This window comes from Chryseobacterium foetidum, from assembly GCF_025457425.1.
Classification (GTDB): Bacteria; Bacteroidota; Bacteroidia; order Flavobacteriales; family Weeksellaceae; genus Chryseobacterium; species Chryseobacterium foetidum.
In genome coordinates this window covers 1,722,501-1,738,786 of the sequence record NZ_JAMXIA010000001.1, presented here as the reverse complement: position 1 = coordinate 1,738,786, position 16,286 = coordinate 1,722,501, and the positions used below count along the sequence as shown (strand labels likewise).

Sequence of the window (16,286 nt, the reverse complement as noted above, 5' to 3'; positions counted from 1 at the left end):
TTATTCAGTTTCTGTTATTTTAAAAAGTTTGATGTTTATCTTGAAATCTTTATGTTCAAGATGAATCGTCTCTGCAAAAGTAGGTTTTTTAGCTTCAAAAGTAAAATTGATTTTTTCTTTCCTTTTTTTGGTGTAAACCATTTGTTGAAGCAGCGCATTTTCTTTGTTAAAATACAGGAAGTAGTCTTTCTTGCCAACTTTAGAGCGGAAAATTCTGAATTTTTCATCTTCAAAACTTTCGGCGACAGCATATTTCTGTCTTAGTAATTCCTGAAAATCATTTTTCAGAAAATTGATGACTATTTTTTTATCTAAATCTGCTAATACGTAATTGAGTTTAAAATCGTTTTCAGAAATTTCAAAGTCAATCATTTTATTCCCAAAATCTGAGGTCATCACAACTCTGTGTGTGTTTTCTGAGGTTTTTTTGATGATAAGAATTCCGCTGATGTCGTTGCCGTAAACTTCCATCTGGCATTTGTAGACGTAATCTTCGTTTGAAGAAAAGTACAAATTTTCAACTTCTGTTTTGGAGTTTGAAACTGGTTGAGCATCTTTCAGTTGATACGTTTTGCAAGAAATCAACAGCAGAAAAACCGAACTATAAAGTAAACTCTGCAACAGGAATCGGCGCATTGATTTTGGTGTTTTTGAAAACAATATTTGTTGTATCTCCCGAAGCTTCCGTCATATTTACCTGCGAAACTGTCGTCTGATTTTTTGGAAAATGAAGTTCGATTTGCTTAATGTACTTCAGCAACTGTGCAGATTTCGGAGTGAATTTCGCAATGTTCGAACTTGAATTTTTCATATAAACTACAGAGAATTCAGGGTCGCTGAACATTTTTCCGTTCGAGCTTCCAACAATCAGTTTATTGATTTTTTCAAACGTTTTACTTTTCGCATCTACCGAAGATTTTTTTCCCTGGTCGTTGATGAAAATTTTGTTGTCTTTGAAAATGATGCTGTATTGATAAGGTTTTGTGTATTTCCAGCTTAGCACATTTGGAGATTTTAAGGACATTCTGCCTTGAGTGACAATGTTTTTGTCTAAAAAATCCATTTTTTTTGTCTGAACAAAATCGCTTTGCAAGGTTTTGATTTCCTTTGTTTCTGCAGAAATTTTTGTGACAAATGCTTTTGATTCCGCGCTTGTCATTGCCGTATTTTGGGCGAAAAGAAAACCTGAAATTAATAAAAATGTTACTAAAACTATATTTTTAATCATTGTTAACTGTTTAAATTCTGACCACAAAAGTCACAAAAGATAAGTTCCATTTTAAAGTTTATTGTCTTTGAAAATAAAAGTTCAAATAAGGCAAATTTTAAATTTTCAAAAACCTTTTTTGTTCTCTCATAACATTGAATCTCTACCTTCAACGAACTTAGTGCAAAAAACTTTTGTGCCTTTTGACTTCGTCGAATCTTTGATTTGTGGTTAAAACAAAAGTTGAATATTTTTCACGCTCCAAAAATAGCAATAAATCTACCAAAACATTGTAGGTTTTCCCGGAAGTGTCGTGAAGCAGGATGATGCTACCTTTTCTTAAATCTTTGGTAATGCGTTTGTAGATTTTTTTCTCGTCATCAATCACTGTGTCAAGCGAACGGACATTCCAGCCGATGCTTTTTTTCGCGGTTTTCCTGATGGCTTTGGCAATATTCGGATTGGTTACACCAAAAGGTGGACGGTATAAATTGGTTTTAATACTGCCAATTTTCAGCATCACTTCGTCACATTTTTCAATTTCCTCAATCATTTTTGAAGTCGACAAAAATCCTGTGTTGTTGGAATGTGAATAGGTATGATTACCAACTGAATGACCTTCCGCAATGATTCTTTGGAAAGTTTCGGGATGTTTTTCAATCTGTTTTCCGATACAGAAAAATGTGGCTTTGATGTTGTTTTCTTTTAATATATCTAAAAACTTCGGTGTAAACTCAGTCGGTCCGTCATCAAAAGTCAAAGCGATTTCTTTAATTTTTGTTCGTTTGTGTGTAAAACTTTTTACGAAATAGCCCAACTGAATATCAAAAGAACCCCAAATGACAACTGAAGAAAAAAGAATGAAACAGAAGATGTAAACCCAAACTGTTCCCTGGAATGCGTAAACAACAGCGTTCAGGAAAAGATAGAAGATGATGAATGGGTAGTGTTTCATATTTTAATTGTCAGTTAATCTGGCTGTTCGCCAAGTTCTCTTTTCACGTAATCAGACAATTTCTTTTTTGCATACGCATCAAAATAATATATTGAATAATCGTCTTTCACATCCTCCAAAACCTCGTAAGCATTTGCAAACTCCAAACCATCTTCCTTTACGACATACACATCATTGCCAAAAAATGCGTATGCAACGCTCTGATATAGAGGCTTTCTGTAAATTAAATCGTATTCAAAAGTTAATGGCTCATCTTCGTTCAAATATTTTAGAGCCCAGAAATCGCCTCTTCTTAAAGCATAAATATTTTTAGATAAAAACAGAGCGTCATCATAATTTCCCAATTCAATAATCCACCCTTGAGGAACGCCAGAATCGATTACACCAAGCAAACCATTTTTTTCAACTTTAAGGATTTTATCTGAGTCAAAACTATTGTTCAGGATTACCATTTCCGCAATCTGGTCATATTCAAAATCTAAGCGTAAGTCACTTGTCGCAAGATGTAAAAGAGCTTTCTTTTTGTTCTTAAGAATGACCAAAGCTTCGTGAAGATAATCTGTTCTGATGATTTTGTCAAAGTCATCCACCAAAAGATTTCCGTTTGAATTATATATTTTGTGTTTTTGCTGATTTTTGTGTGGCTTTACCAAAATATGATTATGGCTCAATCCTTCAAGTGCATTTTCAGGATAATCGCCCACGTAGACGAAATTTCTGGTGAAGATATTATGCGCCTTTTGACCGTTTACTTTTGTATCAAAATAACCCGTTTTCGATTCAAACGGATTGTCGGAAATAAAATCAATTTTCACTTCGCCGTCAGATGTAATCAGGCCGTATTTGTCGTTGAGTTTTGCAGTGAACAGTTCGTTGTTACCGTCATTTTGCAAAAAAATCATTTCTTCATACAATGCTTCCAAAATAATTTCACCTTTCAAATTTATCAGTCCAAATTTTTCGCCGGTCTTTACAATGGCTGTTTGTGAAGTTTCAAAATCATAGGCATCGTCGAAAATCAGAGGAATAATCTCTTCACCCTGTTTATTTACATAGCCGAACTTTTCATTTTTCACAACAACGGCAAGGTCTGAATAGTAATCAAAAGCATAAAATGCTTCGTAAACCGGCTTAATTAATACGTTGCCATTTTCATCTTTAAGTCCCCAAAGTTCATTTTCTTCGAAAATTTCTACTTGATTAGGCTCGATATATTCCTGCCAGATATGTTCCCAGCCATAATCATAGTCCACATAATTCAACAATTCTTTAAAACTGGTAAAACCTAAAAGAGAGTCACTGGTAAAATTTTTAGAGTCCAGCAAACCTGCATCATTAGCTTCCATTGCTTGTTGGAAAACCTGATTGTTTTGCTGAATGTCTTTTAAAAGCTCTTTTGCCTGTTCCTCGTGCGAAACATCATCCATATTGAAAACATCCCAGGCATCGATGTGGAAATAACGATGTTTCAGTTTATCAAGATAATTAAAAAGTTTCTCTTTGGCTTCGGAAAATTTTTCTAAATCATCAATCAGATTTGAATTTTCTAAAAACTGATAGAATTTTTTAAAATTTGCGACGCCGGCTTGTGCGTCAAAATAAAGCCCGAAATTATCAGGCTCTGTATGGTCATTGTAAATGTTTCCTGCAACAAAACCTTCGCCGGTAAAGAGACTTTGAAGAAGCAGAGGAACCTCGTAGCCCCATTCTACCATCATCACATCGCTTTCACTTTCCTCAGAATGATTTTGTGCGTTGTAAATGTAAATTCTGTGTGACATCTCACCTTTATTTGTGTTTTTATTTGAAGAGTTGTATCTGTCGTTTTTATGCTTTTTCCAGCAAAAGCAAACTATGGTCATTTCCACCAAGATGATTGTAAAGAAGAATATTTTTGATACTTTCTTTTTCAACTTCATTAATCTTCATCATCGCGGGAATCTGCTGATTTTTCAAAATCTGACAAGCGATAAATGTTGAAAAACCACTTGCTGTATTGAATTCTCCACTTAAGTGTTTGTAATATAATAACGACGAATTTTGAAATAGTGCTGAAGCCTTTTGATAATAAGTATCCGATTTTGAATCTCCGCTGAAACCTAAAATAACAGCATCGATATCTTCATTTTTTAAATTATTTTTAGCTAAAAAATCTTCAATAAATTTTGTGATTTCGTCTAATTCTAATGAGTTAATAATTTGAATATCTTTCAGTTGAGCGTAAGAATTTTCTGTTTTATCTTTTCCCAAAACAAAAAAGCTCGAACCCTCACCCCAAATTACACCTTCCGTTGTTGAATTCAAGTAATCAACAGGCAGATTTTCTTCTTTTTTAATGGAATTGCTCAATTTGTAAAGCTCCATTGTTCGTTCGGTTTGCTCGTCTGTTGAACCCACCAAAACATTATCAGCTTCGCCATCTAAAATCTGAAGTTTCGCATCCAGCATTGAAAATTCCAAAGACGAAGAAGAATTTACATAAGTGAAATTATAACCGTGACATTGCAATCCTAAAGCAATTTGTCCGGAAACTGTATTGTGTGTCGATTGAATGAAAAATGTTGGCGTCAAAAACTCTTCATTATTTTCCAATACATTTTTCAGAAACTTTTCCGAATCCTGAGAGCAACCCATTCCGGTTCCGACGATGATGGCATCGGGTTTTTCAATTCCTGCTTCTTTCAACGCTTTTGTGGAAGCTACGGAACTCATTTTTACCGTTTTAGACATTCTTCGGCTCATCGCTGGCGGAATGAATTCTTTGTAATTCGGCTCAATGGCTTTTAAAATATGAACCGAATTTTCGGGCTTTAAAGTTTCGGAGAAATTTTCGTTTAAAGTGTCCTGAACCGAGATGCAGGCGGCACTGTTGATGTAAACTGCACTCATTATTTGGAAAAAATTAAAGTTGAACAGTTTCCGCCAAATCCAAATGAGTTGGAAAGTACGTGATTGATGCTTTTTTCTTTCAGTTCGGTAACCGGCGTCAAATCAAATTCTTCCATTTTATTTTTGAAATTTAAATTTGGAAAAATCACATTGTTCTGCATCGCCAAAATCGAATAAACCGCTTCAATTCCCGCTGCCGCCGCCAAAGTGTGACCCGTAAATGCTTTCGTAGAACTGAATTCCGGCACCTGATTTTCACCAAAAATCCGAATCATTGCAATGCCTTCAGATAAATCATTATTAGGAGTTGCGGTACCGTGAACGTTGATGTAATCGATGTTTTCTTTATTTAAACCTGAAACTTTCAAAGCTTTTTCCATTGCCAAAAATGCACCTTGTCCGTTTTCCGAAGAAGCGGTCTGGTGATGTGCATCATTCGCATTTCCATAACCTGAAAGATAGGCGAGGACTTTTTTATTTTCTTTTTTCACAATTTCGTCAGATTCCAAAACGAGGTAAGCGGCAGCTTCGCCCAAGTTTAGGCCTTTTCTGTCGTTGTCGAAAGGCGTGTTGTAAGAATCCGTCAGAATCATCAACGTATTAAATCCATTCAAAGTAAACTTTGAAAGCGAATCTGTTCCGCCGACAATCACGCGGTCAAGAACGCCGTTTTTGATGAGTTTTGCACCCATCATAATCGCATTGGCAGCAGACGAACAGGCGGTGCTGATGGTAGAAACCATTCCTTTCAGACCCAACAATTCTGCAATTGCTAAAGATGAATTTCCGGCATCGTGAGCGTCAATGTATTTTTGCTTTTCAGGAAAATCTTCGTAGGTGTAGAAATATTTTTCGGTAATATCCATTCCGCCCACGCTGGTGGAGGAAATGAGTCCGGTTTTATATTCATTAATATCCGAAATTCCGGCACTTTCTACAGCTTCTTTTGCGGCAACCATTCCCAACAAAGCGGTTCTTGTGACGTTATTGTCTTCATTTAGCTGAAGTTTCTGCACAAGCTCTTCATTAGACAATTTTATCTCACCCGTTTTGATGCTTCCGGCGTGGCGCGTTTCAAACAGTTCGATGTCTGAAATGCCGTGTTTACCGGTCGTCAGCGAAATAAAATTTTCCTCAACATTGTTACCAATGGAGGAAATGATGCCCATTCCAGTAATGGCAATTTTTTGACCCATCTTTTAATAATATACCAATTTATCAATTTAACAGTGTAATAATATTGGTACATTGCTAGATTGATACATTTTTAGATTGAATTATTTTGTTCTGTTTTCTTCGATGTATTTTGCCATCACTTCGATGGACTGGAAGATTTCTTTTCCTTTTTTCGGGTCAGATAATTTGATTCCGTAGTCTTTATCCAAAAGCACGATTAACTCCAGTGCGTCGATAGAATCCAAACCAAGACCGCCACCGAAAAGTGGGTCTGTATCTTTGATTTCTTCTACTGCAACGTCCTCAAGATTAAGAACTTCTATGATTTTGTTTTTTAATTCTAATTTTAAATCTTCCATAATTTTATTCTAATATGTAAATTACTTTTTAAAGTAATATTTTTTAAGTTGTTTCTATTTCAAAAAATGTTTTTCTTCGATATTTTCAAGCACTTTCATTTGATGAATTGCAATTTTATTAAGTTTTTGCAAACGTTCACTTTGGCTTAGATTCTCTTGAATGAATATAGCATTGATGTTTTCCAGATTTGAAAGACAAATCAGTTGATTCAAAGTTGCATAATCACGAATGTTTCCTTTCTTCTCCGGATTGAAATCTCGCCATTGACGTGCTGAAATTCCAAATAATGCCACATTAAGGACATCTGCTTCATTTGCATAAATAATAGATATTTCTTTTGAAGATAATTCTTTAGGAATCAGATTTTGTTGGATGGCATCTGTATGAATTCTATAATTTATTTTTGCCAATTCCCGTTTTGCAGACCATCCAAATTGCCTTTGCTCTTCTTCTTTTAACCTTTGAAATTCGGTTATCAAATATAATTTAAACGAAACACTTATTGCCGAACCAAATTCAAAAGCAATGTCTTTATGAGCAAAAGTTCCACCGTATTTTCCTTTTTTTACAATAATTCCTATTGCGTCTGTTTTTTCAATCCACTCCGAAATACTCAGCGTGAAACTAGGCAATCCTGCCTGCATTTTAAAGTGGTCAGATTCGACCACTTTAAAGTTTGGATTATTGATGAGTTCCCAAGTACTTAAAAATTCCAGTGCATATCGTGTTCTAATCCAGTTTTTAATAATATCCGCAGCACGGCTTTCGCTTTCTTTTGCGTTAGCCATATCAGTAAGCGAGATGAAATCTATATTCCCGACGGATACTATCGTTATTTCTGAATTTTCTACACTAATTTTTGCCATTCGAACTTTTAATAGCTGATTTTTATTTACTGAATCTCATAGTTTTCACAAACTTAGCAAATATACAAAAGCTTTATAACTTTCCTGATATAGTTCGACCCAGCCACACAAGACTTTTTCAGCTTTCCCTGATTGCAGAATCTGTGCCGCGTATGAGTTTAAAAATTCTTCATCAAATTCATCCAAGACGAAAAACGCGTTTTCAGTCTGCATTTTATGTTTAATACTGATTTCGCCGACGCAAATGTTGGGTAGAGTATAGACAAAAACAGCGGGACTCGGGAAATAATTTTCCTGAGAATTGATGCTTTCCTGATATTTAAAATCGGTGTCGAGGCTTGAGGATTTGTTGGCAAAAACCAATGCAGTTTTGCTGTGGTCATCGTTTTTCAAAATCATTTCGGATGCTAAAAAAGCCAGTTTGCTGAGATTATCCATTTTATGAAACTTTGGATAATTCAGTTCTAAAGTTTTATAAGCTTCTTTCGCGAAGTCTGAGAAATTTTCGGTTTTGGATTCAAAAATAATTTGTTGGTTGAGAATTATTTTTGAGTGTTCTATTGTGCAGATGTCTGTTTTCGTCATTGATTAAACTTCTGCATTAATCTTTCTTTAACCTCCTCCCAGGATTGAGAATCAGATTCACCATTTAATTGTTTTTGTCGTTCTTCGTCAATCTGCTGATCTACATAATCTAAAATAGAAGGATCATCATTTTCCTTTTCTTTTGCATCAATAATACCTGAAAAAATACGCAGGATTCTTTCGTCAGCGATATCAATATACTCGTGAATTCTTTTTCTTATATCTAAAACAGATTCCATTTTCTAAAACTTTTAGTGTATAATATTACGAATTTGTCATTTGAAACTATTACCTAAATGAATATTTTATCAACATCAGCTGTAAGCTCAGGAAAGTGGTGGGAGTTGAAAATTTGTCCCTCAGATGCAGGTTTTAAACCAATGTACTGACCTTCTTTTAAAACAAAAATATTGACTGATTTCTCTTCGGGATAAACAAGCCAATATTCTGAAACACCGGCTTCCTGATACAAATCAAATTTATAGTCCATTTCCTTTTTTGAATTTCCTGGTGAAAGAATTTCAATAACTAAATCCGGTGCTCCCACACATTTTTTGCCATCTGCGATTTTTTCCAGATCAGAAATCACGCAGAGATCTGGCTGTACTACGGTTTGGATATCGTTGTCGGCGGAAGATTTTTTTTTGTCTGTAAGCAAAACGTCGAAAGGAGCGTAAAAAACTTTACAGGGTTTGTCTAAAAAATAGTAATCGAGAACTCTGTTGATATTACGTGAAATTTCCTGATGTGATACATTCGGAGCAGGACTCATTTTAAAAATTTTACCCTTTATCAATTCTACTCTTTCTTTAAATTTCCACAAAATATAGTCGGCATACGAATACTTTTTGTTTAAATCTAAATCGTTAATGTCTGTGATAAAATTTTCCATTTTTTCTGAGTTTAGGACAATAAACAAATTTAATGATATTTTTCTAAACGTTTTTCTCCAAAACTATCGCTGCATTACATCCTCCAAAACCGGAAGCTGTTTTCAAAATATATTTAATTTCTGCAGGTTGATTTTCTTTAATAATGTTCAAATCCTGAGAAACGCCCATTTCTTTAAAGTTTTTAGATGGAATTAAAGTATTTTTCAAAGCAGATTCCATAGAAATAATGCTTTCCAAAAGTCCTGACGCTCCGAGACAATGTCCGTAAAAACCTTTCATACTGTTGAGGGGAACATTTTGCAAATTCATTCGGTTGAAGGCGATGGCTTCCATCTCGTCGTTGTAAAGGGTTGCCGTTCCGTGAGCGGAAATAAAATCGATTTGTTCTGAAGAAACTTTCGCTTCTTTCATTGCATTTTGAATGCTGGCAAATAATCCGTCGCCGGTTCTTGATGGTCCGGAAATATGATTGGCATCGTTGATTGCGGAGTCGCCCAGAACTTTAAACTTGAATTTTTCGTTCTGATTTAATTCTGAAGTTATGTAAACACTAGCTGTTGCTTCACCCAGATTAATTCCGTTTCGGTTTTTGTCATAAGGTTTGCAAGGTTCACTTTCGATTGCCTGAAAAGAATTGAAACCCGAAATCACAAATTCAGAAATCTCGTCTCCGGCAACGACAAAAGCATCTTTAAATTTTCCTGCCTGAATCATATTTTTCGCCACTGAAATTGCCATCACTCCGGAAACACAGGCGTTGGAAACGACAATCGGTTTTGTTTTAAATCCTAAAAAATCGGCGAGTTTCTGAGCTAATTTTGAAAGGTAAACGCCTTCCGGTAAAGTGTTTTCGTTTTTTAATAAACTGATATTTCCTTTCGTTGTTGAAAGAATAAAAGCCGTTTCATCTGAAATCTGATATCTTTCTACTAAAGGTTTTAAACTCAACAAAAACATTTTTTCAAGTCTTGTGAAATTTTGATTGTCACTCTGAGCGGAGTAGAAGAGTTTTCTAAATTCTTCTTCTAGTTTTTCAGAATCAATTTTAGAAACAAAAAAAGCTTCGTGACTGTCGATGACTTTATGTAAAGCCACACCAGATTTTCCTTCCAGAAGTGTTTTCCAGTTTGATTCTACGTCAAAACCCAAAGGTGTGACGCAGTTGTAATCTGTAATGTAAATTTCTTTGTTCATTAGTTACTAAAATTTTTGAATCTTTTTTTGGAAAGCCAAAAGGCAACTACAATTCCATTTTATCTTTCCAGACCTGAAAAAACTCGGGATTGTAGAGGCATAAATTATTTTCAGAATCCAGAAAAACCTGAATGGTTTCTCCGCTGCAAACCAATTGATTTTGCTGATTAAAAATCTCGTATTTGTAAATCAGTTTCGCCGAAACAGAATTCACGAAAGTCGTTACAATATTGAATGTTTCTCCATATTTTAAAGGCAGAAAATGTTCACACGTGCTTTTCACAATCGGCGTGGTAAATCCGGCTTTCTGAATATCGAGATAGGTCAAACCGTGCTGTCTTCCGAAAGCTTCTCTTCCATCCTCAAAATAGACGATGTAATGGCCGTGCCACACGATTCCCAGCGGGTCGGTCTCGTTGAAGCGGACGCGTACTTCTTCGGTACAGGTTAAATTTTTAGACTGCATTTTGTTTTCTTTTTTTAACCACAAAGGGCACAATGGTTTTCACAAAGGGCACAATTTTTTTTAATTGCTCTTTTTTTTAAATATTGCGAATCAAATGTTTCCGTTGATTAATCTCTTGACACCATTTTTAAATAAAACCGAGTTAAAATTAATTAGTAAACCCAATTTACAGTTGCTTAGTTTCAAGTAGGTTAAGATTTGAGCAATATGAATGTCATTCAATGATTCTACAGATTTTATTTCAACAACAACTTTTCTTTCAATTAAAAAATCGAGTCTGTAACCAATGTCCAATTTTATATCTTCATAAATTAAAGGCATTGGTTTCTGTTTTTCTATCAGTAATCCTGTTTTCTTCAGCTCAAAGTGCAGACATTCTTCATAAGCACTTTCCAAAAGTCCTGCTCCCAGCTGACGATGAACTTTCAATCCTGCATCAAATACAATTTTTGAAATCTCATTTTCATTCATATTATTTGTGTTTAAAGTTATCTTTCTGTTTTTTACCACAAAGATCACAATGGTTTTCACAAGGGACACAAATTAAAACTATTCGATTCATCCTTGTGCTCTCTGTGAAAAACCTTAGTGCCCCTTGTGGTTAAACAAATCAAACACTGTTCTGTTTCCTATCATACAATAAAGAAATCGTTACCATCGCAATATAAAATAAAAATAGGAAAATCAGTTCTTTGGCAATTTCGCCAATGCCGCTGTTTCTTAAAATAATATCGTAATATGCGTTTAGTCCCCAGTTCATCGGGGAAAACTGCGCTATTTTCTGCATAAATTCGGGCATTAAAAAAACCGGAACCCAAATTCCGCCAATTGCCGCCAAAACAACTACGGAAGTTGCTCCAAACGGCGCCGACTGTTCCTGAGTATTAGACATCGTTCCAATTAAAACCCCAAATCCAATCGCTGCCAATCCTGCAAAAAGAGTTACAATCAGAAGGTGGAACATTTTTCCGGAAACATCAAACTGTGGCAAATCCATCAGCGGAAAAAGCCAGATTCCCACCGCAACCATCAGCAAAAACTGGATGACGCAGATGATGAGATACGTGAATGTTTTTCCTAAAATATGAATGTAATAGGGCGTCGGACTCACGCGGACTCTCACGCTCGTTCCCTGACTTTTTTCTTTGACTAAATTTATAGATAATGGCACCACAATAAAAAAGATTGCAAACAATGCCCAAGCGGGAACATTGTGCTGAACGGAATTTGGCATCAGTTCTTTGTCGCCTTTGTTCGGGGTGATTTCTTTGAAGGTAATCAGGCTTTTATTTTCAAGGTCTTCCGTCGTTCCGAGTTGGTCCTGGAAGGCTTTGTAGATTTTTTTATTTTCGATTTCAAAAACCATTTTGTTGATGGCGTTCATCACAGAATTTTTGAAACCAGCGTTGGTTGCTGGGTCGAAATAAAGATGAATGTCTTTCGTTTTTGAAGCTACAGCTTTTGTCGCTGTCGAATCGGTTTCTAAGCCAAACGAACTTACGACGGTCTGAACTTTAGAATCAATATTCGAATTTAAATCTTTCGTTAAATTTTCCGGAATGACGATTGCCATTTGATAATCTCCCGTGAACACCGCTTTCTCAGCCGATTTTTCATTGTAATCTGTGACGAGCTCAAATGTTTTGCTGGTTTCCAGTTCTTTTTTGATGACTGTGGAAACTTCAGATTTGTCGTTATCAATAAAAATAATCGGGATTTTTGAGCCTTCCAGATTTTTGAATGTCGAATCCTGAATTAAAGTGATGGTAATAATCAACAGCAACGGCATCAGGAAAATGATGACAATTCCGCCCGAATCACGCTTCAATAACTGAATTTCCTTGATGAAACTTCTCCACAATTTATACAACATCTCTCAATTCTTTTCCGGTTAATGAAATGAAAACATCTTCAAGGTTTTCGGCATTGGCAACTTTTTCCACCAATTCCTGCGGTGTTCCTGTTGCGTGGATTTTTCCGTGGTCGATGATGGCGATTTTTGTACAGAATTCTTCTGCTTCCGATAAATGGTGCGAAGTATAAATAATGCACGTACCTTTTTTATTTAAATCTAAAAGATAATCGATGATCGCTTTTTTCGATTGAACGTCAACTCCAACCGTCGGCTCATCCAGAAACAGAACTTTCGGATTGTGAAGTGTACCGGCAATCAGGTTGCAACGGCGTTTCATTCCGCCTGAAAACTGGTCCACTTTTTTGTTGGCAAATTTAGTTAAACCCATTAATTCCAAAGCTTCATCGATGGCTTTGTGGAGATAATCTTTCTTCAAACCATACAAACTTCCGAAGAACAAAAGGTTTTCTTTCGCCGTCAAAGTCGGGTAAAGCGCATATTCTTGGGGGACAACGCCGATGATTTGTTTGATTTTTGAATTATCTTTTTTAGGTGACAATCCATTGATGGTAAAACTTCCTGAGGTTGGTTTAATTAACCCTGAAAGCATAGAAATCAACGTGGTTTTTCCTGCTCCGTTCGGGCCGAGAATTCCATAGATTTCGTTTTTATCGATATTCAAAGAAATATCATTAACCGAAAAGTCTTCCGAGTTTTTGTATTTCTTGTAGAGGTTTTTTATTTCGATGATGGGGTTTGACATTGTTTGTTTTTGAGGATTTATAAATGAAAATAGCTCAAGAAAAATTTAGTTGTCGCTGTAATGTCCCAAGGAACTTACAACAATGACATTTTTATCTTCTTCATAAATTTCATAAACAAATCTGTCTTTTTTATTAATCCTTCTGCTCCAGATTTCTCCTTCAAAGTATTTTAATTGCTCTGGTAAACCTGTGCCGGTTCTGGGATGTTCTTCGATTTCGGTGAAGAAAATTTCCACTTTTTTGATGTCAGATTAGTTACCTGATTTTAAAATTTTAGCAAGGTCTTTTTCCGCTTCCTTGGTGCGGACTATTTGATACCTTCCCATATATTTTTTGTATTTACGGCAACCGTTTTTCCTTCAGAATATTCCTTTCTGGCTCTTTCTACTTTTTCAGCAAACTTTTTAGAAGGAATTTCTTCTTCTTTGATTTTCAATTCGGTAACGCCCAAAGCTTTGAGAATAGCTTTGATTTTTTTACTCTCGCTGGAATCTATTTTGAAACTGAATGTTGTCATAAGTCATTGTGTTTAAGTATAAATTTAGATAAATTATTCTGCTGACAGTTAAATCGCCTTCCTCAGTTTCTTATAAAAAGCCTCCTCCAAATCAGCAATATGCAACATCGATTTTGAAAGCTGATTGTAAATATCGCTTTTCGAATTTCTGTTTTTGTAAACTCGTGCAATATCCACGGCAAAATCTCTCCAAAGGTCACCAATAGCGGTAATTTCTTTGGATAATTCTTTCAACTCGTCATTTTTAAGAATAACAGACGCCTCCTGTAAAAAAGCACCGTAAATAAATCTGAATCCGCCACCGCCGGTTCCGATTTCTTCCTGCATTCTGATCAATTGTCCAAGGTAATGATTGGTTACTTTTGTTCCTTTTTTCTCAGTCCATTTCGGGATGCTTTTCGCCACCCAACGCATTGCTTTTACACCAATTAATGGAACGGGAGCGAGCATGTTTTTACAGGTGTCTTTGATTCCTTTTTTGATGGCTTCTTCCAGATGTACATTTTCCGGAATGTGTGTTGGGAAATACATGTGGCCTTTTGGAGCGAGTGCACCTTTTGCGTAACGAACTTTTTCAAGCTCAGCTTCGGTCAAAGTGGTTGCAAAATCCATTACAGGGTCGCTGATGAGGAATTTACCGTTTTCTTTTCCATAAACTACGAGATTGTGTGCGTTGAAATGGAATTTATATTCTTCAGGAAAATAAGTCAGGTTGAAAACGCCTACCTGTAAACCTGTCGGTATATTTTGTTCTAAATTTTTCTCCAAAGCTGCCTGAGCCTCTTTAGGATTTGAAAATTTTATTCTTTTGATTTTAATTCCTAATCGTTTTGCGGCCTTGCTGAAAATAGCTCCCGGCATCGGACGGTAGCTGAAACCCGGCGCAAAATTCACTTTTAGAAAAGGCAGATACACGAAAAACAATCCTGAACCGATTCCGAAAATCATGGGTTCGCTGAGTTTTAGTCCTTTATTTAAAAGTAAGTTGGAGGCAACACCGTTTTCGCAGTGGGCTGTCTGGTGGTGTTCAAAGTTGATCTTCATGATGATTCTGGATTTTATTAAACCTTAAATTATTGAAAGATGAAAGGTTTATTTACCGTCGAAATTTTTTAATTCATCTACTGAAATTCCGAAGGCGTCGGCATATTTTTTCAAAGTAGAATCACTGAGTTTTTTGAAAACATGTGGTTTGGAATGTCTTTTTACCGTCCATTGCCATTTATCGACGTAAGCTGCCAAAACCTGCAGATCCATTTTATTGAATTCCATAAAATAGACGATTGGACTCACTATATTATTCGCCACATTCTGTTTTGCTTCTTCAATTCTTTCATTGATGAGCTGCATCGATTCATCGAGAGCCGCTTTTTTTGCTTCCCAACCAATGCTTTGTGCGGTGGTGTAGTTGTTATTTTCATCAGTCACGTATAACATTTCTGTCATATTTGCTGACTGCAAATTACTTTCGTCCTGTGGAATGTCTTGTTTTTTCATTGCGAAAACCAGTTTAGCGTAATCAAGGTGCTAAAATACTGAAAATATAAATGAGGTAAATGATGGCGCGCAGATTTTTGAAATGATTGGTGAAAGTTTACTCCCCAGAGTAAATGTTTACATAAAACTGAATTCTTTAAAAGGTTTTAAAAAAACAAAAGCTGCTCAGAAATTTGAATAGCTTCGTTTTATAAAATGAATTTCAGAAAAAGTTACTTCTTCTTTTTGTATTTCAGCTGAACCAAAAGATAGACTTCATTATTTTCCAAATCGTTGCACCATGTACGTTCCACTACCACAGCGTTTTCGTAGAGGTAATGATCTTCCATACGTTTGGTATAGTCCTGTCTTTCTGAAGTTTTGTGTTTGAAAAATGAAATCAGATTGACCTCATCGCCCACTGCGGGCGCTACCGGAAATTCCACAAAGTTTTCAAACTTGAATTCGATATCGTAGGAATAGAATCTAACTTTTACATTCATACTTTTATTTTTACCAAATATATTGAGAATTTTGTCACTGAAAAAATCAAATTATTTGAAGGTTTCACATTTTGTAATTAATGGATTTATGATTCTACTTCCTGAATAAACAAAGAAATCTCCGTACGAATCAGCAGTTTTTCACCCAGAAAAGTTTCACAGAAAATCTGGCAGATGTTTTCGTATTGAGAAATCAAAGTCGCCTTGGAAATAATGGTATCACCAATAGCCGGCAAATCAAAGATTTCAATTTTTTTGATATTGGTAATAAAACCAATCACTTTTGTTTCTACATCAGGACCTTTAAAAAAGCTTTGACCAAGAATTGAAGAAGAAGTCTGCGCAGAATGTTCAATCAAACCTGCTTCCACAAAATGATTGTTTTCAAGAAAAATATTGTCGGATTTAATCTCAAAAGAAGTCACCACCTTTTCCGGAGTAAGTTCCAGAATATAATCCGTCATCAGCATTGGTGCACGATGAGGCAGAAAATGATGAATGTTGATGAGGTTTTCTTCTTTTAAATTCATGATTTATATTTAAAACCTAACGGGTTTCAAAAACCCGTTAGGTTTGTCTT

22 protein-coding genes are annotated in these 16,286 nt (G+C 35.6%); all 22 read right to left on the bottom strand.

Features of this window, described 5'->3' with window-relative positions:
- Window positions 1–636 (bottom strand): hypothetical protein, encoded by a 636-nt coding sequence (locus NG809_RS08165; protein WP_262149633.1) that lies wholly within the window; start codon window positions 634–636, stop codon window positions 1–3.
- Complete coding sequence (locus tag NG809_RS08160; protein WP_262149631.1) at window positions 602–1,228, bottom strand: LolA family protein; 627 nt, start codon at window positions 1,226–1,228, stop codon at window positions 602–604. Before NG809_RS08160 ends, NG809_RS08165 begins: the two co-directional genes overlap by 35 nt.
- Before the next feature lie 157 nt (window positions 1,229–1,385).
- Complete coding sequence (locus NG809_RS08155; protein ID WP_262149629.1) at window positions 1,386–2,162, bottom strand: polysaccharide deacetylase family protein; 777 nt, start codon at window positions 2,160–2,162, stop codon at window positions 1,386–1,388.
- Window positions 2,163–2,176: 14 nt separating this feature from the next.
- A complete protein-coding gene (locus NG809_RS08150) occupies window positions 2,177–3,943 on the bottom strand; it encodes a WG repeat-containing protein (RefSeq protein ID WP_262149627.1) in 1,767 nt (588 codons plus the stop codon).
- Between the two features lie 46 nt (window positions 3,944–3,989).
- Window positions 3,990–5,051: a beta-ketoacyl synthase N-terminal-like domain-containing protein gene (locus tag NG809_RS08145; RefSeq protein ID WP_262149626.1), complete on the bottom strand. Its 1,062-nt coding sequence runs from the start codon at window positions 5,049–5,051 to the stop codon at window positions 3,990–3,992.
- Window positions 5,051–6,247, bottom strand: a complete 1,197-nt coding sequence (locus NG809_RS08140) for a beta-ketoacyl-[acyl-carrier-protein] synthase family protein (protein WP_262149624.1) — start codon at window positions 6,245–6,247, stop codon at window positions 5,051–5,053. The genes NG809_RS08145 and NG809_RS08140 overlap by 1 nt, the downstream gene beginning before the upstream one ends.
- Window positions 6,248–6,328: 81 nt before the next feature.
- Window positions 6,329–6,586: a phosphopantetheine-binding protein gene (locus NG809_RS08135; protein ID WP_034963026.1), complete on the bottom strand. Its 258-nt coding sequence runs from the start codon at window positions 6,584–6,586 to the stop codon at window positions 6,329–6,331.
- A 54-nt stretch (window positions 6,587–6,640) separates the two neighbouring features.
- Complete coding sequence (locus NG809_RS08130) at window positions 6,641–7,453, bottom strand: KilA-N domain-containing protein (protein ID WP_262149621.1); 813 nt, start codon at window positions 7,451–7,453, stop codon at window positions 6,641–6,643.
- A gap of 45 nt (window positions 7,454–7,498) precedes the next feature.
- Window positions 7,499–8,038, bottom strand: a complete 540-nt coding sequence (locus NG809_RS08125) for a 3-oxoacyl-ACP synthase (protein WP_262149620.1) — start codon at window positions 8,036–8,038, stop codon at window positions 7,499–7,501.
- A complete protein-coding gene (locus tag NG809_RS08120; protein ID WP_262149618.1) occupies window positions 8,035–8,277 on the bottom strand; it encodes a hypothetical protein in 243 nt (80 codons plus the stop codon). Before NG809_RS08120 ends, NG809_RS08125 begins: the two co-directional genes overlap by 4 nt.
- A gap of 53 nt (window positions 8,278–8,330) precedes the next feature.
- Window positions 8,331–8,930, bottom strand: a complete 600-nt coding sequence (locus NG809_RS08115; protein ID WP_262149616.1) for a Uma2 family endonuclease — start codon at window positions 8,928–8,930, stop codon at window positions 8,331–8,333.
- Between the two features lie 43 nt (window positions 8,931–8,973).
- Window positions 8,974–10,125, bottom strand: coding sequence for a beta-ketoacyl synthase N-terminal-like domain-containing protein (locus NG809_RS08110; protein WP_262149613.1), 1,152 nt, complete (start codon window positions 10,123–10,125; stop codon window positions 8,974–8,976).
- 46 nt (window positions 10,126–10,171) lie between these two features.
- The gene (locus NG809_RS08105) at window positions 10,172–10,591 is read right to left on the bottom strand and encodes an acyl-CoA thioesterase (protein WP_262149611.1); all 420 of its coding nucleotides are present in this window, start codon (window positions 10,589–10,591) and stop codon (window positions 10,172–10,174) included.
- 90 nt (window positions 10,592–10,681) lie between these two features.
- Window positions 10,682–11,062 carry a GxxExxY protein gene (locus NG809_RS08100; protein ID WP_262149609.1) on the bottom strand — a complete coding sequence of 127 codons (381 nt, stop codon included), beginning with the start codon at window positions 11,060–11,062 and terminating at the stop codon, window positions 10,682–10,684.
- A 139-nt stretch (window positions 11,063–11,201) separates the two neighbouring features.
- Window positions 11,202–12,464: an ABC transporter permease gene (locus NG809_RS08095; protein ID WP_262149607.1), complete on the bottom strand. Its 1,263-nt coding sequence runs from the start codon at window positions 12,462–12,464 to the stop codon at window positions 11,202–11,204.
- Window positions 12,454–13,209: an ABC transporter ATP-binding protein gene (locus tag NG809_RS08090; RefSeq protein ID WP_262149605.1), complete on the bottom strand. Its 756-nt coding sequence runs from the start codon at window positions 13,207–13,209 to the stop codon at window positions 12,454–12,456. The genes NG809_RS08095 and NG809_RS08090 overlap by 11 nt, the downstream gene beginning before the upstream one ends.
- A 45-nt stretch (window positions 13,210–13,254) precedes the next feature.
- On the bottom strand, window positions 13,255–13,446 hold the full coding sequence (locus NG809_RS08085; RefSeq protein WP_262149604.1) for a type II toxin-antitoxin system YoeB family toxin: 192 nt from the start codon (window positions 13,444–13,446) through the stop codon (window positions 13,255–13,257).
- Window positions 13,447–13,517: 71 nt separating this feature from the next.
- Window positions 13,518–13,727 carry a DUF2683 family protein gene (locus tag NG809_RS08080; protein WP_262149603.1) on the bottom strand — a complete coding sequence of 70 codons (210 nt, stop codon included), beginning with the start codon at window positions 13,725–13,727 and terminating at the stop codon, window positions 13,518–13,520.
- 48 nt (window positions 13,728–13,775) lie between these two features.
- Window positions 13,776–14,771, bottom strand: coding sequence for a BtrH N-terminal domain-containing protein (locus NG809_RS08075; RefSeq protein WP_262149601.1), 996 nt, complete (start codon window positions 14,769–14,771; stop codon window positions 13,776–13,778).
- Window positions 14,772–14,819: 48 nt separating this feature from the next.
- A complete protein-coding gene (locus NG809_RS08070; protein ID WP_262149600.1) occupies window positions 14,820–15,224 on the bottom strand; it encodes a hypothetical protein in 405 nt (134 codons plus the stop codon).
- Window positions 15,225–15,436: 212 nt separating this feature from the next.
- On the bottom strand, window positions 15,437–15,706 hold the full coding sequence (locus NG809_RS08065; RefSeq protein WP_262149598.1) for a hypothetical protein: 270 nt from the start codon (window positions 15,704–15,706) through the stop codon (window positions 15,437–15,439).
- Window positions 15,707–15,792: 86 nt separating this feature from the next.
- Window positions 15,793–16,236: an ABC transporter permease gene (locus NG809_RS08060; protein WP_262149597.1), complete on the bottom strand. Its 444-nt coding sequence runs from the start codon at window positions 16,234–16,236 to the stop codon at window positions 15,793–15,795.
- Window positions 16,237–16,286 lie beyond the last annotated feature (50 nt).